General features: G+C 65.6%; 17 protein-coding genes, 3 pseudogenes and 1 riboswitch. Of the genes and pseudogenes, 5 read left to right on the forward strand and 15 right to left on the reverse strand.

The genetic code is table 11. The features are described from left to right. From QK290_RS00005 to QK290_RS00035, 7 genes and pseudogenes are all read right to left on the reverse strand, one after another. A pseudogene (locus tag QK290_RS00005) lies at positions 1-355 on the reverse strand (MBL fold metallo-hydrolase); the annotation flags it as partial. 318 nt (positions 356-673) lie between these two features. Beyond that, a complete protein-coding gene (locus QK290_RS00010; protein ID WP_282328732.1) occupies positions 674-3,037 on the reverse strand; it encodes a S8 family peptidase in 2,364 nt (787 codons plus the stop codon). Between the two features lie 11 nt (positions 3,038-3,048). Then, positions 3,049-3,783 carry a hypothetical protein gene (locus tag QK290_RS00015; RefSeq protein WP_282328733.1) on the reverse strand — a complete coding sequence of 245 codons (735 nt, stop codon included), beginning with the start codon at positions 3,781-3,783 and terminating at the stop codon, positions 3,049-3,051. Continuing rightward, positions 3,783-4,319 carry a sigma-70 family RNA polymerase sigma factor gene (locus tag QK290_RS00020; protein WP_282328734.1) on the reverse strand — a complete coding sequence of 179 codons (537 nt, stop codon included), beginning with the start codon at positions 4,317-4,319 and terminating at the stop codon, positions 3,783-3,785. Before QK290_RS00020 ends, QK290_RS00015 begins: the two co-directional genes overlap by 1 nt. Before the next feature lie 146 nt (positions 4,320-4,465). After that, a complete protein-coding gene (locus QK290_RS00025) occupies positions 4,466-5,140 on the reverse strand; it encodes a protein tyrosine phosphatase (RefSeq protein WP_282328735.1) in 675 nt (224 codons plus the stop codon). Between the two features lie 502 nt (positions 5,141-5,642). After that, positions 5,643-5,978, reverse strand: a complete 336-nt coding sequence (locus tag QK290_RS00030; protein WP_282328737.1) for a hypothetical protein — start codon at positions 5,976-5,978, stop codon at positions 5,643-5,645. A gap of 210 nt (positions 5,979-6,188) precedes the next feature. Further along, a complete protein-coding gene (locus QK290_RS00035; RefSeq protein WP_282328738.1) occupies positions 6,189-6,335 on the reverse strand; it encodes a heavy-metal-associated domain-containing protein in 147 nt (48 codons plus the stop codon). A 98-nt stretch (positions 6,336-6,433) separates the two neighbouring features. After that, positions 6,434-6,632, forward strand: a riboswitch (cyclic di-AMP (ydaO/yuaA leader). Positions 6,633-6,635: 3 nt separating this feature from the next. Here QK290_RS00035 and QK290_RS00040 point away from each other — a divergent pair. After that, a complete protein-coding gene (locus tag QK290_RS00040) occupies positions 6,636-7,385 on the forward strand; it encodes an NlpC/P60 family protein (protein ID WP_282328739.1) in 750 nt (249 codons plus the stop codon). 187 nt (positions 7,386-7,572) lie between these two features. Here the strand turns inward: QK290_RS00040 and QK290_RS00045 are convergent. After that, positions 7,573-7,785 (reverse strand): annotated as a pseudogene (locus QK290_RS00045) (hypothetical protein); the annotation flags it as partial. Positions 7,786-7,796: 11 nt separating this feature from the next. Here QK290_RS00045 and QK290_RS00050 point away from each other — a divergent pair. After that, positions 7,797-8,183: pseudogene (locus QK290_RS00050) on the forward strand (YibE/F family protein); the annotation flags it as partial. A 393-nt stretch (positions 8,184-8,576) separates the two neighbouring features. Here the strand turns inward: QK290_RS00050 and QK290_RS00055 are convergent. Together QK290_RS00055 and QK290_RS00060 are read right to left on the reverse strand one after the other, a co-directional pair. Then, complete coding sequence (locus QK290_RS00055) at positions 8,577-9,398, reverse strand: SWIM zinc finger family protein (protein ID WP_282328740.1); 822 nt, start codon at positions 9,396-9,398, stop codon at positions 8,577-8,579. Then, positions 9,391-12,549, reverse strand: coding sequence for a DEAD/DEAH box helicase (locus tag QK290_RS00060; RefSeq protein ID WP_282329060.1), 3,159 nt, complete (start codon positions 12,547-12,549; stop codon positions 9,391-9,393). Before QK290_RS00060 ends, QK290_RS00055 begins: the two co-directional genes overlap by 8 nt. A 161-nt stretch (positions 12,550-12,710) precedes the next feature. Between QK290_RS00060 and QK290_RS00065 the strand changes: the two genes are divergently transcribed. Further along, complete coding sequence (locus QK290_RS00065; RefSeq protein ID WP_282328741.1) at positions 12,711-14,306, forward strand: ABC-F family ATP-binding cassette domain-containing protein; 1,596 nt, start codon at positions 12,711-12,713, stop codon at positions 14,304-14,306. Between the two features lie 37 nt (positions 14,307-14,343). On the opposite strand, the gene corA is transcribed toward QK290_RS00065, so the two are convergent. From corA to QK290_RS00080, 3 genes are read right to left on the reverse strand one after another with little or no spacing between them, the layout of a single operon-like run. Then, entirely contained in the window at positions 14,344-15,339 is a 996-nt protein-coding gene (corA, locus tag QK290_RS00070) for a magnesium/cobalt transporter CorA (protein ID WP_282328742.1), read from the reverse strand. Position 15,340: 1 nt separating this feature from the next. Next, the gene (locus QK290_RS00075; protein ID WP_282328743.1) at positions 15,341-15,766 is read right to left on the reverse strand and encodes a DUF1761 domain-containing protein; all 426 of its coding nucleotides are present in this window, start codon (positions 15,764-15,766) and stop codon (positions 15,341-15,343) included. 48 nt (positions 15,767-15,814) lie between these two features. Continuing rightward, positions 15,815-16,312: an Lrp/AsnC family transcriptional regulator gene (locus QK290_RS00080; RefSeq protein WP_282328744.1), complete on the reverse strand. Its 498-nt coding sequence runs from the start codon at positions 16,310-16,312 to the stop codon at positions 15,815-15,817. 168 nt (positions 16,313-16,480) lie between these two features. On the opposite strand from QK290_RS00080, the gene QK290_RS00085 reads away from it, so the two are divergent. Then, positions 16,481-17,722 carry an MFS transporter gene (locus tag QK290_RS00085; RefSeq protein ID WP_282328745.1) on the forward strand — a complete coding sequence of 414 codons (1,242 nt, stop codon included), beginning with the start codon at positions 16,481-16,483 and terminating at the stop codon, positions 17,720-17,722. Here the strand turns inward: QK290_RS00085 and QK290_RS00090 are convergent. Further along, positions 17,719-18,222: an Lrp/AsnC family transcriptional regulator gene (locus tag QK290_RS00090; RefSeq protein WP_056344094.1), complete on the reverse strand. Its 504-nt coding sequence runs from the start codon at positions 18,220-18,222 to the stop codon at positions 17,719-17,721. The genes QK290_RS00085 and QK290_RS00090 overlap by 4 nt on opposite strands. Before the next feature lie 121 nt (positions 18,223-18,343). Then, a complete protein-coding gene (locus tag QK290_RS00095; RefSeq protein ID WP_282328747.1) occupies positions 18,344-19,630 on the reverse strand; it encodes an MFS transporter in 1,287 nt (428 codons plus the stop codon). 92 nt (positions 19,631-19,722) lie between these two features. Here QK290_RS00095 and QK290_RS00100 point away from each other — a divergent pair, with 92 nt between their 5' ends. Then, positions 19,723-20,709 (forward strand): LysR substrate-binding domain-containing protein, encoded by a 987-nt coding sequence (locus tag QK290_RS00100; protein ID WP_282328748.1) that lies wholly within the window; start codon positions 19,723-19,725, stop codon positions 20,707-20,709. The last annotated feature ends 106 nt before the right edge of the window (positions 20,710-20,815 follow it).

Genomic DNA, 20,815 nt, shown 5'->3' on the forward strand with positions numbered 1-20,815 from the left:
TCAGGGACCGGACCACGGTGCCCTCGTGAACCTCACTGTTGGAGCGGGTGTCGATGAAGGTCAGGGTGTCTTCTGCCAGTCCTGCTGCGACGATTTCGGCGGAGATCTCGGGCAGCGGGGTGCGTTCGCCTATGACTGCCGGGCCTACGCGGTTTTCGCGCTTCATCCGGCCGAAGTAGGCGTGGGCGTCGGGCTGGCCCTCGAGGAGTTCATCGATGAAGCCCTGCTCGTCATTAGCAGTCAGGTACGGGCCCCACCAGGCGTAGAGGCGCTCGTACCCCACGGTGGAGGAGGGGATGGCGCCCAGAGCCTTACCGCAGGCGCTGCCGCCGCCGTGGGCCGGGTGGACCTGGACGGCCGACCCAGTCGGGGGAAGGCCTCTCCCGGGTGGCGGCTGCTGGTGGGCACTTCTACCCCGGGTGTCCCGTCAATCCTTGGTTTTCGGAGCGACGTCCGGTGTCGCCCACGACACAGCCGTTGCCCTGCACGTGTTGGTTGAATCGGCTAAGGGGTGGGCGGGCGTTCTTGATAGGTGCTGCAGCCGCCGGCGGATCCGTTCCCCCGGCTGGTCTCGGTGGTTGGGGGCACTGGTGTCGTAGGAGGTCGGGTGTAGTACCACCGTCCGGGGTTACTTTCGGTGATACGGAGGGGTGGTGCAGTGTTCCGGGGATGCTTAGGGCAGGTAGTATCCGGCGATATCGGCGATGAGGTCGGTAGTGCCGGGGGAGTTGTTCCGAAGGGTGATTTTGCCGTCGGTCCCGACAGGGACGGTGACGGAGTTCGGTATGGTCTGGCCAGCGACGAAGTTCTCGTTGGACGTGTTTGGGGCGGGGGCGCCGGAGGCGAAGGCGATAATGTGTCCGTAGGTCTGGGGCCGGGCCACGGTGAGGTTGAAGACCACGGCCGAGACGTTCGCTGGCACCCCTTCGACTCCAGCGGCCTGGAAGGACACGGAGGAAAACGCACCGGCGGGGGTGGTGTTGCGGGTATCCAGGAGCCGGGCCGGGGTGATGGGGGCGAAGGCTCCCGGAACGGTCGGGGTGCCGGCGATGTAGTAACCGGCGATGTCGGCGATCAGGTCGGTGGTGCCGGGTGAGTTGTTCAGGAGGGTGATTTTGCCGTCGGCGCTGATGGGGACGGTGACGGAGTTCGGTATGGTCTGGCCGGCGATGAAGTTTTCGCTGGAGGTATTCGGGACGGGGGTGCCGGAGGCGTAGGCGATGATATGTCCGTAGGACTGGGGCTGGGTCACGGTGAGGTTGAAGACGACAGCCGAGACGTTCGCCGGCACCCCTGCGACTCCGGCGGCCTGGAAGGACACGGAAGAGTAGGCGCCGACGGGTGCGGTGTTGCGGGTGTCCAGGAGCCGGGTTGGGGTGATGGGGGAGAAGGCCCCCGGGGCGGTCGGGGGCCCTTGGAGGTAGTAGCCGGATGTGTCGGCGATGAGATTGAGGGTGCCGGGGGAGTTGTTCGTGAAGCTGACGGTGCCGTTGGCGCCTACGGGGGTGATTGCGGAATTGGGGATTGTCTGGCCGGGAACGAAGTTCAGGTTGGAGGTGCCCGGTTGCGCGGTGCCCCCGGAGTAGGCGGTGATGAATCCCTCGGCAGAAGGGCCTGTGACGGTGATGTTGAGGGCTACGGCTGACACTCCGGTGGCCGGTATGCCGCCGCGTCCGGTGACTTTGACGTTGATCGTCTGGCCGGGGCCGATGGGTCCGTTGATGCCTCCGGTGCCGTTGCGGCTGTCCAGTGCCCGGTAGGGGTTTCGTGGGACGAAGCCGCCCGCGGCCACTACGGACCCGTTGGTGTCGGTGGGTCCCGTGTAAAGGAGGCGGTTGGGTGTTCCTGTTCCCGGGTTTGTGATGATTCCTGTGGTCGCGGAGGACGTGATGGTGCTGGAGACCTGGGCCGGGCTCCAGGCAGGGTGTTGGGCGAGGATCATGGCTGCCGCTCCTGCGGCGTGGGGGGCGGCCATTGATGTGCCGCCGAGGACGGCAGTCGCGGAGTTTGAGGTGTTCCAGTCCGAGGTGATCTGGACGCCTGGGGCGTAGAGATCCACGCAGGTTCCGAAGTTGGAGAAGGAAGCTTGCCGGTCCGAGATGTCGGACGCGGCCACGGTCAATGCGTCGGGCACCCGGGCTGGGGAACCGGTGCATGCGTCTGTGCTTGCATTACCGGCAGCCACGGTAACGGTGATCCCGTTATTGATGGCTCCCTGCACGGCAGCATCCAGGCCGCTGTCCGAGGGGCCTCCGATGCTGAGGTTGGCTACGGCGGGCTGTCCTGGCTGGTGTTGTTGGACCATCCAGTCCAGGCCGGCGATGATGTCTGAGTACCACCCGGTGCCGTCGCAGGCCACCGCCCGGACGGGGACGAGGGTCGCCGATTTGGCCATTCCATAGGTGTTCCCTGCCGCGATTCCGGCGACATGCGTGCCGTGGCCGTTGCAGTCCGATGTGCCCTTCCCGTCGTTGATGCCGGTTGATCCCACTCCGACAGCGTTAAAGCCTGCCTGCACGCGTCCTGCGAAGTCCTGGTGCGTGGCCAAGATCCCGGTATCGATCACGTAGAGGACAACACCGGCCCCGCCCGCGGGCGGAGAATAGGTGCCCGAGAGCGGCAAGGTGCGCTGGTCGGTACGGTCCAGGCCCCACGGAGCCCCGTCCCCGGTGGCTTCGAGTTTCACCGGTTTGTCCCGCTCGATCCCGGCCACCCCCGGAACCGCCGATAGTTCGGCCGCCTTCTGCGGCGTGGCCACCACTATGGCGCCCTTGAATGAATGCGAGAACGTAGCCCCCACGCGCAGGCCCCGCGTCTGCAGCGAAGCTGTTTGCCGGGCCGCGTCGGCGGTCCTGTCGTAACGAACGATGTAGCGCGCCTCACCCGCCACGGGGTCCGGGGCTATGGATGTCTGTCCAACGTCGCGCGCAAGGATGCTGGTCTCCGCGGGCCGTGGGGGCGGTGAGGCTTCCGCCGCCCCGATGGGCAGCAGTAAAAGCGCGGCGGTGGCCGCTGCCAGGCGGTGAAAAAAATGCATGATGTCTGCCCTTATTTGTGGTTGCCGGTGGCGGGAGCGGCCGGGAGCGGCTCCGGGATGGTCGCTCTTTGATGGGGAGGTGTGCTGGTGGTGGGCTGTTCCGGGGGTTGGGCCGGTACCGCTGGCTGGGGCATGAGCGGTGCCGGGGGCTGCCCGGGGGACGGGGAGCCGTTGAGGCCAGGGTGGGTTTGAGGAACTGGCACCGTTTCGTCCCGTTGCGGGCCAGAGGCTGCCGGCGGCGTTGCGGGCGGTCCGCTGGGTATGGCTTTGCCAGGCGGTGTCGGGTGCCCCGGCACGGTGGCGGGTGCTGGGGTGTCAACGGGTGCCGGGGTTCCTGGTGGCCGGTCGCTCGGAGCGGGTGCGAGGGTCTCCACGAGAGCGGTGACGGCTTTCTGGACGGTGTCGCGAAATTCGGGGTTCACTGCGGCGACAGCCGCGCCGGCTCCCAGCGACAGGGAGAGCGCTGTGGCGGCGATGACCAACCGGGTGCGCCGTTTCCGGCGGTGGGCTTCGAGGCTCGTCACGTTACCTGTGTCCGCTGCGGGTCCGGTGGCCAGGGTCGCCAGGAGCGCGGCGAGCTCACCCCGGGGGATCGGTTGCGGTCCGTGAGCGAGGCCGCGGACGTGGATCAGTGCCGGTTTGAGCAGCCCGGTATCGGCGGGGTGGTTCATTCCGGTTTCGGCCAGCAGGTCCTCGATGATCTGGACGTCATGGAGGTCTCCGGCGCTGCGGAAATCATTGGTCATCACGATTTACCCTGGCCTTTCGTTTCCTGCTGTGATTCCTTCAGGCGGGCCAGCGCGCGGCGCTGGAGTTGCTTGATGGCTCCCGGGGATTTGTTCATGATCCTGGCGGTGGACTCGAGGGACAGTTCAGCAATGACCCGCAGGGCGAGAACCTCCCGGTAGTCTTCGGGCAGGTTTTCCAGCAACGCGTGGCCGCCGGTCACGTTATCGAGCACCTGGTCTTCAGCTGAGGAGGTGAGCCGGCCATCCCGGGCGGGGTTGTATTCGATGGAGATCGGCGACCGGGCCCGTCGACGGTGGGAATCTACCGCGCGTGCATGGGCAATCGTGAAAATGAGGGTCCGCAGTCCTGCAGGCCCGCCGCGAAGGTCACCGAGCCGCGGAAAGAGAGCGAGGAATACGTCCTGGGCCACGCCTTCGGGATCTTCCACCCCGCGGGTGCGCAAATAAGCACAGACCCCGGGCGAGTACTGCCGGTAGGCGTCGTTGAAGACCGAAGCCGGGTCTGTGTTGACCAGCCCGGCAGTGTCTGTCACCGATGCCTTCACGAATCACCTCCGGCAGCCACTTTAACCGATCAGGCAGGACAGGGTCCGCATCAGTCCTCCATGCCTTCGCGTGCTGCTACGGCCCGGGAAAACCCCTATTGGCATTTCCCGGGCAGCAGCCGAGCAGGTGATTGCTACGGGCGACCCGCGGGAGCGGGCTTATGCGCGGTGCCAGTAGCAGCCTGCTGCGGTGCTGCCGGCACTTCTGCCTGGGCCGGCAGCTGGGGGGCTGCCGGTACGACGGCCTGGGCGGGCAGCTGGGGTGCGGCCGGGACGTGTGCGGCCGCGCTGGCGGGGATGTGGGCGGTGGCTGCTGCGGGCCCGGTTTCGGCCGGGCGGTGGCTTGCGGACTCTCCCGGCGAGGCTACCGTGGCGCAATAGGTGGTGATATTCGTTTCGCCAGCAGAGGCTACAGTCATGGACTTGTAGGCGATGGAGGACGTGTCGAGTCCGCCGTTGGTGAAGGACTGGCAGAGCCCGTAGGCTGCCGGTCCCGTCGCGTCCGGGCCCACAGGTGCGGCCAACGGGTTTTCCGTGGCAGTTGCCTCCACTGTCTCATCCACCGTTGCTATAGCTGTTGCTTCGGTGGTAGCCGCGGCTTCAGTGGCGGCCAGGACTGTTGCCTGGGTGGCCAGGGCGGTGGAGGCAGCCGTTGCGGGGGCGCCGAGGAAGCTGTGGGCGCTTTGCTGCAGGGGTGTGGGCAGGGTTCCCGTGTACGCGGCGGCAGCGGTGCCGCCGACGGCCAGGGTTCCGGCGGCCAGAGCGCCGGCAGCGATTTTGCTGGTGACCAGCGCGGTGAAGAATGACATGAGACCTCCAAGGCCAAGAAAGAGTTAGCCGTGACCGGCTGAGAGCCCCAGCCCTCCAGTTATGTAATCGATGCAGGGAGCCGAAAAGTTACACCCGCCCCGTAAAGTTTTCGGACCCCCACCTTCTTCGCGTTTGACGGCCCACGGCGTGTTGTTCGGCCAGCGGCTCGCCGGACCTTGCGCCGGCGGGTGAAACATCTTCGGTGCGAGGGTCCGCAGTCCCGGATCGATGCGTTTGGGCCCGGTTCCCCAGGGCTTGGCGGAGCTACGCCGACAAGGGATAGGGGCAACGAGGCGGACGTTTGTTCGATATCGGATGATCAAGACCGGGCACCGCGGCGTTCGGCGGTGAGATCATCCCGGAGATCGTTAACTCGGCGTCCAAGGACCTCAACCTGTTTACGCAGTATCCGGTTTTCTTCCGTTGCATGTTCTTTTTCGGCAGCTGTGATCGGTGTAGCGTCCGGGTCCTTGGCTCTTGTGGCTGTTTCGATTTGCTCGCCTAGGCACACATCTCTGCGAGTTCGCGCCCTGCCGCCCCGGGGGTCGGCTGTCTTTGACGGGGGACGTGGGCATCGGCTTGGGTTTGGCGGGCGGCGTCAAGCTGGTGGAGCAGGTTCTCATGGGAGTGGATGAAGTTGCGGCTGAGGTCTGCCACGGCCGCTATCGCGGTGATGCTGATGAGGGTCCCGTCCAACAGGAATCTGTTGATCGCGGCGGCCGTGGCGGCCTGGTCCGTGTCTCCTGGACCATGCCTGCAAACGATGGGCGTATCGCAGCGGTCACGGTCGTTCTTTGACGGTGAGGGGCAGTTGCCGGCCGGCGACGCGGGAGGCACGTGAGGTCAATGATTTGCCGATGACGGGCCACGTCTGTGCCGTAACGGGGGACTGGTCAACGCCGTGCCGTGACCGGGGGCAGGCTGCGGGGCCTGGTGGCCGGTGTGGTCTGCTCCTTGATGGTGATGATTTTCCATTGTTGCCCTCTCCTGGGTGGGATGTCTGCCCTGACGGAGGCAGCGGCGCTGTCCGTCGGGGCGGGCGTTGGACTATCTGCTGGTGAGGCTGTATTCGGCGGCCGTGACGGCGTCCCGGATTTCAGTTTCGGTATGGGTGCCGGTGACACTGAGCCGGGATGTCCCGCCGGGGACCAGTTCGACGGTGGCGGCGTTCACTCCGTCGAGGCCGGACACCACCCGCCGCCCCTGACTGGGGTCCGTTATTCAAATGTGACAATTGGGGCAGGTGTCCTGTAGGGTCGAACCCGTGCCGGTTTTCTCCGAGTTCGGCACTCCCGAGCTGATTGCCGAACTCTGCCGCTGCCCGGGATCCTTTCGCATATTTCGTCCGGCAGAGACGGGGAACCCAATTTTTGGCTTGCTTCGGGCAGGCCTTGGGGTGAAGCCGCTGTACTGCCTTCGTGCAGGAACATGCGGCCGGGTGTCTCCCATCCGAATCCGACAGCTCACCTCGTAGGCATTGGGAGAGGTCTCTTCATGTCTACGCTCAAAACCCATGGCCGCCGCCGCGCCGCCATCACCCCCACCAGCCCGCTCACCGGATTGACCAAATCGATGGCCGCCAACGCCGGAACTGTCGGACGTCAAGCAGCCGTTATTGCTGCAGCTTCCGGTCTGGTCCTGACTAGCGGCATCGCCGCCCAGGCGGCAGAAGCACCCCAGCAGCGGGACGCGGAACCGACGTCGAACCTGGAAATCACCAGTCAGGCACCTGCCCAGTTCAGCGCCGATGCCACGGTCACGATTTCCTACGAGCGCCCGGAAATCAGCACCACGCCGGCCCCCGTCGTCGAGGCACCTAAACCCGCAGCCGCCCCCGCGGCCGCGCCGGCAGTTTCCGCCGCGCCGGCGAAAGCAACGATCACCGTAGCCCCTGCTGCTGCGCCAGTGGCTGCTTCGGCCGCGGGAGGGGTGAACGCGGCCATGGTTTCTGCCGCTTACGCCCAGATCGGCATGATCCAGGACTGCACCAGGCTGGTTGAACAGGCACTTGGCGCCGCAGGGATTCCCGTCGGCGACCTGGGTCCTATGGATTTCATGAACTACGGCACAGTCGTGACGGACCCGCAGCCCGGGGACATGGTGATGCAGCCCGGACACGTGGGTATCTATGTTGGCAACGGACAGGTCCTCAGTTCCGGGCTGAACGGCAAGAACGAAACTGCCGTCCACCCCCTGACATGGATGACGGCCAAAGGCTCTGTCACCTTCGTCCGCGCGGGCTAAATAGGAACGTGAAGGCCGGTGATTCGGTGCCTTGGGGGCAGCGCATCACCGGCCTTCTCCATGCCCGCGCAGGATCGGTCACCCCGCGACAGGCACCAGGATGCCTATCAGCGGACGGGTGTGGACGCCGGCATGACCGACGTCCCGGTCGTCTTCTGGCCGGAGAAACGACGCAGCCGCAAGAGGTGCTGACAACCAGGACTGAGCCGGCTGCCATCGCGGCTCCTGCGATCATCGGATTAAGCAAACCCAGGGCCACGACCGGGGTGCCGACGGCGTTGTAGAAGAACGCCCAGAGCAGGTTGGTTCGAATCGTCGCCAGCGTCCGCCGCGAGAGCGCAATGGCGTCCGCGACCTGGCCCAGGTCGCTTCCCATTACCGTCAGAACCGCGGCGGCGACCTCGAAGTACAGCGTCCGCCGTATGGGAACTTTACGAACTGGCTCCGGAAACCTCCGCCCGCAAGCTCTTCAGCTCCGCAATGCGGATCGGACGCGATCACATTGTCTCCACCGTCTGTACGATCGCGTTCGCCTACGCAGGCGCCGCCCTTCCCATCATGATCATTGTGATGCTCTACAGCCGCCCTCTAGGCGAGGCGTTGACCTGCATCGAGATGTCCGAGGAAGTGGTCCGGACCTTGGTGGGTTCGGTGGGGCTGGTGCTCGCCATCCCTGTTACGAGCCTCCTCGCCGTCCTGGTGGTCAAAGCAACCGGCCCCGGCGCTCCTTTCCTTGGACCCGTTCCGCAGACACGAACGGTTCCCGGACGGCCCCAGACCGGGGCCCTGCGTGAGTAGTCTGCTGAAGGTAGCGACATCCGGGAATGACAACCTAGCTTCCGCATTCTGTGGGGGTTCGCGGATCGCGTCCGGCTCGAGCAGGCCGCTGGCAATTAGGTTCTGGGTCCCTTTGGATGGTCGGAAGCTCCGCGAATGGCTTGTGCAGTACGTGCCCAGTTACGTCGACGTGCCTTTGAGGTGATGGTGATGGAATGGATACGGCGGCGTTCGCCAGCAGATGTCCTGGTGGCCATGAGCCGACGGACTTCGGCGAAGGATTCGTCGTCAATGATCGCATCGTGGCGTCCGTCGTATTCCTCGCCTGAGTAAGTGATGTAGCCGAGGGATGAACTTGATCTGGGCGTCGACCGCCGCATACGCCCAGATCTGGACGATATCGCGCCAGCGTGCTCAGTCGCGTTCAGCGGATGCCCGGAGCGCAGCATAAACCGGTCGCAAAACTTCGGCGAGCGGACGCGAGCGGACCGTGACATCCACCGGCGGAACCTGGTCCATCAGCAGTCCCCCGACCGCAGAGCTGCGTCGCGCAGGAACCTGCACAGGCGAGACAAAGAAGGTGTCCAGCACTTCCGTGAGAGGGGCGCCCGTACGCTTCTCATTCCCGCCAACGGCGTCCGCCGCGTGCATCCGTCCCAGCAGATCCTCGCGTTCGCGTCCGCGCCAGGCCAGGATACGGAAGGGGTCGTCGTCGAACTGTTCGGCCAGCAGGTAGAACACCGCCGCCAGGTGCTTGCACGGCACTTCCCAGTCGGGGCAGGAGCAGTCCAGGCTGAGCTCGCCTGCACTACGGGGGAACAGTGACAGACCGACTGCGGCGAAGACGTCTTCGATGTCGGCCGGCATTTCTCCCGCCAGCAGGGTCGCCACGTACCAGGCGTTGCCGGCGAGTGCCTCCTCCACCGCCGCCCACTGTGCCTTTCCGAACGCAGTGATGCCGATCCGTACGCGGTAAGGTTTTGTCCGTGAGCCCTGGACGCTCGCGACGACGGTGCCGGCATCGATGTCAAGCGAGATCACCTGCCCGCGGCGGGCGTAGTTGCGGCCACGCTGCAGCCGCCCGCCCACGCCAAGACTCTCCAACACGTCGATGAACCGTCCCGACCACCAGCTCGTGCCGATGGCGCCCCGCACGCTCCGGGCCTTGACGCCGCCCTCGACGCTGCGCGGGCTCGACGGGGGAAAGAACGGCGATTCGTAAGGGCCTCTACTCACTGACGGCCTCCTTGGACAGGGCGAACAGTTCGCGCAGGCTCTGGGTGGACAGCTCGGTGAGCCAGCCCTCGCCGTCGCCCACCACCATGTTCGCCAACGCCGCCTTCTCCTCGATCATGTTGTCGATCCGCTCCTCCAGTGTGCCGCGACAGATGAACTTGCGCACCTGCACACGCCGTTTCTGCCCGATCCGGAAGGCCCGGTCGGTGGCCTGATTCTCGACCGCCGGGTTCCACCAGCGGTCAAGGTGGATGACATGGTTCGCGGCCGTCAGGTTGAGTCCCGTGCCGCCGGCCTTCAGCGAGAGCAGGAAGATCGGCGGCCCGTCGTCCGACTGGAAGCGGCGCACCAGCTCGGTCCGGTTCTGCCGGGAAGTGCCGCCGTGCAGATAGGCGACGTCGGTGTCGAAGCGGGCCGCGAGGTGCGGCACCAACATCTCGGCGAACTCGGTGTACTGGGTGAAGCACAGCACCTTGTCGCCCTCGGCAATGATCTCCTCCAGAATCTCCTCCAGCCGGATCACCTTGCCGCTGCGTTGCCCAACGGCGGAGCGGTCGTGCAACAACTGGGCCGGATGGTTACAGATCTGCTTGAGCTTCGCCATCGCGGCCAGCACGTTTCCGCGCCGTGCGATCCCGTCGGACTCCTCGATCTTCTCCATCATGTCGTCGACGACGGACTGGTACAACGACGCCTGCTCGTTCGTCAGGGTGTAGTACTGCTTGATCTCGATTTTCTCCGGCAGGTCGTCAATGATGGCCGGATCGGTCTTCACGCGCCGCAGGAGGTATGGCCGGGTGAGCGCCCGCACCCTCTCGGCCGCTGCCGGGTCGCGGTGGCGTTCAATCGGTATGGAATAACGGGTGCGGAACAACTCCGCCGAACCCAATATCCCGGGGTTCAGGAAGTCCATGATCGAGAACATCTCGCCGAGCCGGTTCTCCACCGGAGTGCCGGTGAGGGCTATCCGATGGGTGGCGGTAAGGCGTTTCACGGCCTTTGCCGCGCGGGAAAGCCTGTTCTTCACCGCCTGCGCCTCATCGAGCACCACACGGTTCCAGGTGACGGCCTCGAACAGCTCTAGATCGCGCGTCAGCGTTGTGTATGTTGTGATGAGGATGTCGATTCCGTCCAGGCCTGCGCCGAAGTCCTCGCCGCGCAACCGGTCCGATCCGTGGTGCACCCGCAACCGCAACCCGGGCGCGAACTTTGCTGCCTCGGCCTCCCAATTGCCGATCAGGGACATCGGGCACACCAGCAGGGTGGGGCCGGCCTCGGCATTCGCCTCACGGTGCACCGCTTCCAATGCCAGCAGCTGAACGGTCTTGCCAAGCCCCATGTCATCGGCGAGGCAGGCACCGACACCCAGTGTGGCGAGGAAATTCAGCCATGCCAGGCCACGTTCCTGGTACGGGCGCAACGTGGCCCGAAAGCTCGCCGGTGGGGAGACCGGCTGAATCCTCGCGTCCGCAGAGCCGTCCAGCAGGGCTCCCAGCCAGCCGTCGGCCGTGACGCCGGCGACCTCCAGCGGCAGCTCAAGTTCGTCGGGATGCGCGGCGGCAAGGCGAAGAACATCCGCCACCGTGCCGCGCCCGGCCTCCTCGCGCTGCAGGAAATCGATGCCAAGACGCAGTTGCTCCGCATTGACGGTCATCCACTGCCCCCGCAGCCGAACCAGCGGAGCCTTCGCCTCGGCCAACGCGCTGATCTCTTCATCGGTAAGGGTGTGGTCGCCGACGGCGATGCTCCACTGGAAGTCGCACAGTTGCTCCCGGCCAAAGGCGGGTGCCGTGCCGGTACCGTCCTCCATCGGCGTTGACGCCGAGAGCTTCAGGCCCAGCTTCGTGCGCTTGTCCCACCATGAGGGCAGCAGCACTCCGAAACCGGCCTCGTCCAAGGCTGGAGCCCCATCCTGGAGGAATGCGAACGCGTCACTCGAGTCAAGGTTGAGCCCTGCGGGTCGCGACTGCCGAAGCCCTGGTTCCAAGGCGGGGTAGACGCGGACGGCCTTGCCCAATTCAGCGAGCAGCACCTCCTGCGGGCGGCCAAGCCAGCGGGCCAAGGCGCCGCCGTCGCGCCACACCTGTTCGGCCGCCACAAGCAGGCTGGGGTCTGCGGAGGACTGAAGCAGGAACTCCAGCCGCCAAGCAGGCACCTCCAGGGATGCACCGGCGGCGGATGCATGCTCGGGCACATCTGCCGAAAGGAGCGGGTCTTCCCCGACGTCCTCCGTGCCTGGAATCTCGCTGAGCCGGAATGTTGCCCGGGCCGGAGCATTGGACTCGCGCGCATACTCATTCCAAGGCGCGAGCCCCTGCTCCAGCTCACCAACTGCCTGCGCCGGGACCTGGACGCGGGCGTCCGCCATATGAAGCGCCTCCAGCCATGCCTCAGCAGCGCGCGGTTGCAGGGGTTTCCGCCCCCGGTGCGGAGGCAGCATCGGCAACTCGCGCGGCAGCCGGGCCCGAACCGCGGCATCGGTGAAGGCGTGGAGGGCCGAGGCGGCCAGCTCACCCGCATCCTCCGAGCCCGGTTCTGCCCGGAATACGGGCGGCATGCTGGCAATGAGATCGCCGAATGCGAGCGCGTCAGGCCCCCGCAGCACCGCCCGCCACCGCGCCTCGGCCACGAGAGAGTCATCGGATTCGTTGGAGGCCCAGGCGATCCCCGGGAGCACTCGGCCCCGTTCTGCGAGTTCGTCGGCAAATCGCCCCACTTCGCCGAGAAACCGCACGGAAGCAGCGATACGTACGTCGCCCCGTGAGTCGATTTCGTCGTCCGGAAACCGCTCAGGAAACAGTGTGGACGCCAGACCCTGGCCAAGCTCGTCACCAGAGGCGATGACGGCAGCAGGATTGACCCACACGACGGGCACCGTCCAGGGCAACAGGGACGGACCGGTTGAGCTCGCGGGACGCGGTGTGATGCGCACTATCTCGGGAGAGTCCAGCGGCGCGTGCCTTAGCGAAGGCAACAGCAGCGGAGTACTCCCAAGCTCGCCGGCCGCCAGTGCAGCGACGACGTCGGCCGACGCGGCGAAAGGATGGGGTCGGGCGGCCTTCAGTCCCTGATCTCTGCTCTTTACCACCTTCCCGGAGTCTTCGGCCCAGAGGCCGGGGCCACGATTGAGCGACCAGAACGCGTGGAGCACCAGCAAGCGCGTTACCTTTCTTGAGGGAGGAATGCGACTCTCAAGGCTACTACCGGCCCAGCGGGGCGCAACGCCATGTCTGCGCAAGATGCTTGTTTCGAATAGGCTTGCAGGACCCCCACCGCTTCCACGCTTTACCATGACTGGATTGGACACCATCAATGAGTTTGATCCGGCTGAACGACGTCAACGTGAGCTTTGACAAAACCCAGGTTCTCCGCGAAGCATTTTTCAAGCTTGAAGCAGGTGACCGGGTCGGCCTGATCGGCAAGAACGGCTCGGGCAAGTCCACCATCCTGAAGCTGATCCAGGGCCAGGTGGCCCCCGATTCCGGGGCCGTCGCCGTCGAGCTCGGAACCAAGGCCGCCTACTTCTCCCAGTTCTCAGAGCTGAACGGCGAATCGACCATCGCGGAGGTCCTGGACGGCCTGTTCACCAACGTCAAGGAGATCGAAGCCGAGCTGGCCGGCATCGACGCGGCCATCGCCGCTGACTCCTCGGACGCAGCACGGCTGGATGAACTCATCCACCGCCAGTCCGAACTCTTTGAGGCGATGGACCGGCTGGATGGCTGGGACTACCAGCGCAGCATCGACAAGGTACTCACCACCCTCGGCTTCAGCGACCACCACCGCACCTGCGCCATCGACGAACTCTCCGGCGGCTGGCGGAACCGGGCAGCGCTGGCAAAGATCCTGCTGGAAGCCCCGGACGTCCTCCTGCTTGATGAACCCACCAACTACCTTGACGTGGCCGGCGTCGAATGGCTCGAAGGCTGGTTCCGGACTTTCAAGGGCGCTGCGATCATCGTCTCGCACGACCGCAAGTTCCTGGACTCCGTGGTCACCCGGATTATCGAGGTGGAGAACTTCCACCTCCACGAATACCCGGGCAATTTCGCCGAATACGTGGTTGCCAAGCAGTTCAAGCTCAAGAGCCTGGCGAGCCAGTTCGTCCACGAGTCCGAGCTGCTCGCCTTTGAAGCCGAAGGCATTTCGGACCGGCGGGAAGCCGCCAAGGCGGCGGGCAAGGGACTCTCAAACCAGCTGGCCAGGATCAAGAAGTCCCGTGCGCCCCGGCCCGTGGACCAGATCATCACGGAGATTTACGGCGGTCTGTACGTCAAGGACGTCCTGTGCCGGGTGGAATCCCTGAGCAAGGCCTATGGGGGCAGGACGCTGTTCAGCGGCCTCACTTTCGAGATCGGGCGCGGTAACCGGATCGCCGTCATCGGGTCCAACGGCAGCGGCAAGACCACGCTGCTCCGGGCGCTCACCGGCGAAGAGCCGGCCGATTCGGGCAGTGTGGCCTGGGCCAAGGGCGCCGGGATGGTCTCGTACAACCAGGTGCTGGAAGAACTGGACGACGACGACACAGTCAGCCATGCGGTCAACGCGATGCCTGACAGCCTGGCCCTGACGGCGACGAAGAAGTCGGTGAACAGGTTCCTCGCTATGTTCCAGTTCTCCGAAGCTGATCTCAAGCAAAAGATCGGCAACCTCTCAGGCGGCCAACGCGCCCGGGTGGCCATGGCCCAATGCCTGCTCTCGGGTGCTTCGGTCTTGCTGCTGGATGAGCCCACCAACCACCTGGACCTCTCCAGCACCCAGGTCATGGAGCGTGCCCTGCTGCATTTCCCGGGTGCAGTGGTGGTGGTCAGCCACGACCGTTTCTTTACGGAGAAAATTGCCAACCGGCGTCTGGTATTCAGCGCTGCAGACTCAGGCCAGGGGAGCGTGGAACTCCACGTCGCCTGAGGCTCGGCGAAGTCCGGGGGCCCCGCAGCCTCGGGCCCTACAGCCAGCCTTTCCTCTTGAAAATGGTGTACATCAGGGCGGCGGTACCTGCCATCAGCGCGATGGCCATCGGATAGCCAAGGGCCCAGTGGAGTTCGGGCATGTGGTCGAAGTTCATGCCGTAGACGCCGGCCACGAAGGAAGGCGCGAAGAAGATCGCCGCCCACGAGGAGATCTTCTTGACCTGTTCGTTCTGTTCGGCGCTGGCCTGGTTCTGCCGGTTGGCGGTCAGCGTTCCGTCCAGCGTGAGGGCGTTCTGCAGCAGGTCACGGAATGAATCCGCACGCGAGATGACCCGCTTCACGTGGTCCTCGACGTCCCGCAGGCTGTGCTGCAGTTCAGAGTCCACGCCGTACTTTTCAAAGCCCCTTTTGAGCTGCTGCATCATGTCCGGCAGGGGATGGATGGCGCGCTGGAACTGGATGACTTCGCGGGCCAGTTCATAGATGCGGCGGGAGACGGTGGTGTCCCCGCTGAAGAGCTGGTCCTCGATCTCGTCAATGTCGTTTTCCAGCCCGGCCACCACCGGTGCGTAGTCGTCCACCACAAGGTCCAGCAGGGCGTAGAGAACGGCTTCCGGGCCGTGCCGGAGCAGGTCGGGGCGGCCTTCAAGGCGCCGCCTGACCCGGGCAACGCCGGCCATTTCAGCATGGCGGATGGTGACCACGAAATTCCGGCCGGTGAAGATGTGCAGTTCGCCGAACTCCACGGTCTCGGTGGCGTCCAGGTACCGCGCCGGGCGCAGCACCGTAAAAAGATTGTCCTCGTAGCGTTCAAGCTTGGGCCGCTGGTGCGCCGAAACGGCGTCCTCCACGGCCAGTGCATGCAGCCCGAATTCGGTGGCCACGGCCGTCATTTCCGCCGCCGTGGGCCGGTACAGCCCGATCCAGGCCATGCCCCCGTGCTCGGCGAGGGTTTCGAAGGTCTGTTCCAGGCTCTCAGGTTCCGCACTGCGGACGCCGTCCACGTAGACGGCATTATCGATGATGGTCACGTCAGGACATGGTCCCGATGATGGCGCCGGACACCGTCATGGCGAGCAGATCGTGTCCGGAATCGATCAGCGTGACAGCGGTCGGGCGGCCGGCGAACCCGTTATGGATGACATGCCCGCCGGCGCGGAACACCAGCGCGAGTACCAGGGCGAACCAGCCGCCCGCCGCTGCGCTATCCAGGCCCAGCGTGCTGATCAGGACCGCCAGCAGGATGGCAGTCACAGCGGCCGCAACCATCATGGGAACCCAGATCCCCGCGCCGCCGCCTATGTTCTTCAGGTCCTCTTCAGTCTTTCCGATGGCGGCCATCCAACGCTTTCCCAGCACTGCTGGCATGTACCAGACAAAGCCGATGGCCATGCTCGAGATGAAGGCCAGTGCCACGGCGAGCCAGTTGATCTGTGAAATATGTGAAAGCCAATCCATGCTCGAATCCTAACTGCCATCAGGGGAGCCGCCGCCGCGCCCGGACAATTACTTGGGCCGTGTTGGGGTGCCGGGCACGGCCTGTGCGAGGCGGCTGATGAGGGGTTCGGTCCGGTACGGAATGTGCGTGTGGAGAGCCAGTACAGTCTCGGTCCGGATGACGCCCTTGATGCGGAGGATCTGGCGGAGGGCGGACTGCAGATTGTGCGTATCGGTGGCCACCACCCGGCACCACACGTCACCTCGCCCCGAGATCTCATGGACCTCCAGGACCTGGGGGAGCAGCCGGAGGGCGCCCACAACTCCGTCCAGTTCCCGGTGCGTCACTTCGATCGTGACGAAGGCGACGACGTCGTACCCCACCGACTCAAGGTCGATCTCGCGGCCGCCGTCGTGGAGCACCCCGGCGCGGAGCAGGCGCCGGACACGCGACTGCGCTGTGTTGCGCGCGATCCCCAGCGCCTCGGCCAACTCGCCGATCTGGATGCGGGGATCGCGGATGAGTTCCACGAGGATCTTCAGATCCGTGGGATCAAGGGTAGGCAAACTGTCACTTTCAGTTATTGGAGGCACCAAAAATTGCGTACTTTGCTCAATTATTCCACGAACTTACGCCCAATCAGTCAGCCATGAAGCATTCTGTAGGTATCAATTCCCATCCGGGGCGGCTTCCCACAAGGACCTCCCGCCCCGGTCGACGCCAAGGCAGCAGCAATGACAGTCTTTAATGAACTCCGTATGCGTCCGGCCACAGCCGGGCGTCAGGGCTGGGATGCATCCACCACGGCACGGCTGGTGATGGCAGGTGCCGTCATCTTCACCTTGCTGGTCGGAGCGAACCTGGCCACGCCCCTGTATCCGCTGCTCCAGGCAAACCTTGGCCTCTCGGCACTTGGGGTCACGGCGGCCTTTGCCAGCTATGTCCTGGCGCTGGTGGCCACATTGATGTTGGCCGGCCACTGGTCGGACCACATCGGCCGGCGGGCGGCGCTCATACTGGCTGTACTGGCCGGGCTGGCGGGCAGTTGGGTCTTCTCACAGGCCGGAAACTTGGTGGCGCTTTCGGCCGGACGGGCCCTTCAGGGCGTGGCCGTTGCCTTGGCTACCGGTGCCAGTGCCGCCGCGCTGCGGGAATTGCTCCCGTCCCGGCCGGAGTGGGCCACACGCTTCACCCTGTTGGCTACGGCGGGTGGAGTGGCGGCCGGTCCGGTCATCGGCGGCCTGCTGTCGCTGCTGCCGGGGACCACCACCGCCCCGTACTACGTTCACTCGCTGGTCCTGGCAGCAATGCTGGTGCCGCTCTACCTGCTTCAGGCCCGGCCGGCCATCAAGCCTCCGGCTGGCCCGCGCCCCGTCCTGGTCCTGGCGCCCCGCCGGCCTTCGGTGTCCACCGAAGCGCGGGGCGCGTTCTGGCTCGCAGCCGCCGTCGGATTCCTCAGCTTCTCCGTCTTTGGATTTTGCCTGTCGCTGGCACCGGCCTATTTCGCCCCCATCATTCAGACCGATTCACGGCCGTTGATCGGCGCCCTGGCCGGGATGACGCTCGCGGCCTCGGCGCTGAGCCAGGTACTGTCCGTGCGGGGACGCTTTGTGGTGCCCGCGGGGCTGGCGGTCCTGGGAGCCTCGGTGCTGCTCCTGGCTGCCGCGGCCGCCTGGAGCAGTCCGCTGCTGCTGGCCGCCGCCAGCGTCTGCGCGGGGCTGGGACAGGGGGTCGCCTTCCGCACGGTCTTCAATGATGTGGCCGCCAAGGTGGAATCGTCACAGCACGCCCAGGTCATCAGCACCGTTTATGTCATCACGTACCTGGGCAGCGCGGTGCCGGTCATTGGACTGGGCTGGGCCACAGCGGTGTTGGGGCTGCCGACGGCGGTCACGGGCTTCGTCGTGCTGTGCAGCGCCGCCGCACTGGCGCTGTCCGCCGTCACGCTTCGGACAGCGCTGCAGCGGACAGCCTAGTCCGGCAGCGGGCCGTGGTTCCCCTGGATGTGCTCAAAGACGAGGGTGGTCTCGGTGTGGCCCACCACGGGGTCGGTGGCGAGATTGTCCAGGACCCAATCCCGCAGGTCCTCGGTGCTGGCAACGGCGATGTGCAGCAGGTAGTCCACGGAGCCTGACGTGTGGAAGGTGGAGAGGACCGCGGGCAGGTGCGGAACGCGGGCTGTAAAGCGGTCGATCTGGTCCCTGTCGTGGGCCCGCAACCGGACGGCCACGAGCGCCTGGACGGACCTGCCGATGGCCGAGAGGCTGAGCTTCGCCTCAAATCCCTGGACAATGCCACGTTCGGACAATGCGCGGGTCCGCATGAGCGCGGTGGACGGTGCAATGCCCACGAGTTCCGCCAACTGCTTGTTGGAGATCCGTGCATCGTCCACCAAGGCGGCCAGAAGCCGTTCATCAATGGCATCGAGCGGCTCAAAGTGGCTGGCCGGCCGGATGCTTTTTGGGTTGCTGCTCATGGAATCTCCTTGAATGTCCGTCAGTTCATCCTAGACGCCGGATTCCTGTTGATCACCCCGGAACGCAACCATCCCTGCCGAACAATCGCCAGACACACTTGCCATTTAATGGCGGATAGTTCTAGTGCCCTGCGGCTTGCGTTCGGTCTCGTGTGCCGGGCGGTGCCGTTTCGTGGGTTCGCCGGGGATGTACGACGGCGACTGTCACCGCCGTCATGCACGCCAGGACCATGATCGCCACGGCAAGCGCCGTCCAGCCCAGGGACTGGAACACCAGTCCGCCCGCCCAGCCGATGACGCTCGAGCCCAGGTAATAGGCCAGATTGTAGAGCGACGATGCCTGGGCACGGCCGGTGGTGGCGATGCTTCCGGTCCAGCCTGCACCGATGCTGTGGGCAGCGAAGAAGCCGCCGGTGAAGATCACCAGGCCGGCAAGGATCAGGGCGAGCACCGGCGTCAGCGTCAGTGCCAGCCCAACCACCATCAGGATGATGCCCGCAAGCAGCACATTCCTGCGGCCAAACCTCGCTGTCAGCCCGCCGGCCCAGCGGGACGAAATCGTTCCCGAAAGGTAAGCCAGGAAGATCAGGCTGATGAGGGTGGCCGGCAGCGTGTAGGGCTTAGCGGACAGGCGGAAGCCAAGGTAGTTGTAGACGGCTACAAACCCGCCCATCATGAGGAAGGCCTGGATGTAGAGCGCCAGCAGCCGGGGATTGCGCACATGTCCGCCGAGCGTCGCCATGGCACCCCGGACCCCCGAGGCTTTGGCGGCTGTGAATCCCTTGGCCTGCGGTACCAGAACGAGGAAGAGTACCGCGGACTCTGTTGCCAGCAGGGAAACGGCCAGGGCGGCTGTGCGCCAGCCCCAGAGCTCACCTGCCGGCCCTGCCACCAGCCGGCCGGCCAGTCCGCCCAGCGTTGTGCCGGCAACATAGCTGCCTGCGGCCATGGCCGCATGGGCCCTGTTCACTTCCTCGTTCAGGTAGGCAATGGCGATGGCCGGGATCCCGCCCAGCGCCATTCCTTCAAGCAGCCGCAGAGCAAGCAGCGCGCCGAACGTGGGGGCGAGGGGTACCAGCAGGCCCAGGACGGTGGCAGCGGAGATGCCCCAGGCCATGGCCTTGACCCGGCCGATCCTGTCCGCGAGGAAGGACCAGGGAATGACGGTGATGGCCAGGCCCACAGTGGCCAGCGATATGGTCAACGCCGCCTCTGCCGCGGTCACATTCAGGTCTGCGGCAAGGAGCGGCAATACTGCCTGGGTTGAGTAGAGCTGGGCGAACGTGGCCACGCCCGCGAAGGCCAGGCCGGCCAGGATCTTGTTGTAGGCAGCGGAGCCTTTGGGATGTCCCGCCCAGCCACCCTGCGGTGGAGCGAATGTTCCCGCGGCTGCGGCATTTCGTGGCATAGCCCAAGGGTAGGCTTGCGCAATGTATGCTTCCAATGCATCTTTGAGACGCAATTCATGTCAATAGTGGAACGTTTGGAGAGGTGGGGCCAATGGATGCCGACCACAAGCAGTTGGTGAAGCTCCTGCCGCTGCTGCCTATCCTGGCTGAACTGGGCCGGACCCAGCACGTCACGGAAACGGCCGAGCTACTTGGAGTACCCCAGTCCACGGTGAGCCGGGCACTGTCCCGGGCCAGCGCCGTCGTCGGAACCGAACTGCTGATCCGGGACGGACGGGGCATCCGCCTCACGGCGGCCGCCCGGACCCTGCTCCCATACATCGAGTCGGCCCTCACCGAATTCCAGGCCGGGCTGGACCTGGTCCGGCACGAGTCGGACGTGGTGCGGGGAAAAGTGGCACTCTCCTTTCAGCACACGTTCGGCGAGGCCACCCTGCCCCTGCTCATCAGCGCCTTCCGCAGCCGCCACCCGGAGGCCGGCTTCATCCTCCGACAGGGGGCACGGGACACCTGCCTCGCGGAGCTCGCCTCGGGCCAGGCGGATCTGTCACTGACAGCACCGGTTCCGTCCGCAAGCAGCATCATCGCCTCGGCATCGCTCTACCGTGAGCCCCTCCGCCTGGTGGTTCACCACGGCCATCCGCTGGCAGGCCGGGGCAGCGTCGGCGTGCAGGACATCCGCCGGGACCCCTTCGTGGCGCTGGAGCCGGGGTACGGCATGCGGTCACTGACCGATACGCTGTTCCGCGAGGCAGGATTCCGGCCGCGGATCGCGTTCGAAAGCCAGGACACCCACACAGCCCGTGGTCTGGTCGCCGCGGGCCTTGGTGTCAGCATCCTGCCGCCCGGCGGCAATGCGCCGGGGCGCCGTGTCAGCCCGGAAACGGGGAACCTGGGCTGGGTCGAGCTTGCCTTGGAATCCGGGCTTGCATACCGCGAGATCGGGCTGGGCTGGCGGCGCCGGAAACCCGGCCCCGATGCCGAGCCCGATCCCGTCCGGTTCTTCCGCGAGATGGTCCTGCAGGAGGGTCCGCAATTGTTGGCGGGCTTGGTGGCCGCCCGTTCAGGGAGCGGATAGGGCGCCACGGCGTTCAGACACGACGGCGTCCCGCGGCCCGGCCGCGATTCGCCGGCGGCATTTCAGTAGGCTGGGTGCGTGACTGACAGCGAGCACCACCAGACCG

The sequence above is a fragment of the Pseudarthrobacter sp. AL07 genome (assembly GCF_029960665.1).
Classification (GTDB): Bacteria; Actinomycetota; Actinomycetes; order Actinomycetales; family Micrococcaceae; genus Arthrobacter.

Bases quoted from the DNA above. Each gene is read 5' to 3' on its own strand.
- QK290_RS00010 (WP_282328732.1), bottom strand. From the start codon at position 3,037: ATGCATTTTTTTCACCGCCTGGCAGCGGCCACCGCCGCGCTTTTACTG.
- QK290_RS00015 (WP_282328733.1), bottom strand. From the start codon at position 3,783: ATGACCAATGATTTCCGCAGCGCCGGAGACCTCCATGACGTCCAGATC.
- QK290_RS00025 (WP_282328735.1), bottom strand. From the start codon at position 5,140: ATGTCATTCTTCACCGCGCTGGTCACCAGCAAAATCGCTGCCGGCGCT.
- QK290_RS00040 (WP_282328739.1), top strand. From the start codon at position 6,636: ATGTCTACGCTCAAAACCCATGGCCGCCGCCGCGCCGCCATCACCCCC.
- QK290_RS00065 (WP_282328741.1), top strand. From the start codon at position 12,711: ATGAGTTTGATCCGGCTGAACGACGTCAACGTGAGCTTTGACAAAACC.
- QK290_RS00075 (WP_282328743.1), bottom strand. From the start codon at position 15,766: ATGGATTGGCTTTCACATATTTCACAGATCAACTGGCTCGCCGTGGCA.
- QK290_RS00085 (WP_282328745.1), top strand. From the start codon at position 16,481: ATGACAGTCTTTAATGAACTCCGTATGCGTCCGGCCACAGCCGGGCGT.
- QK290_RS00090 (WP_056344094.1), bottom strand. From the start codon at position 18,222: ATGAGCAGCAACCCAAAAAGCATCCGGCCGGCCAGCCACTTTGAGCCG.
- QK290_RS00095 (WP_282328747.1), bottom strand. From the start codon at position 19,630: ATGCCACGAAATGCCGCAGCCGCGGGAACATTCGCTCCACCGCAGGGT.
- QK290_RS00100 (WP_282328748.1), top strand. From the start codon at position 19,723: ATGGATGCCGACCACAAGCAGTTGGTGAAGCTCCTGCCGCTGCTGCCT.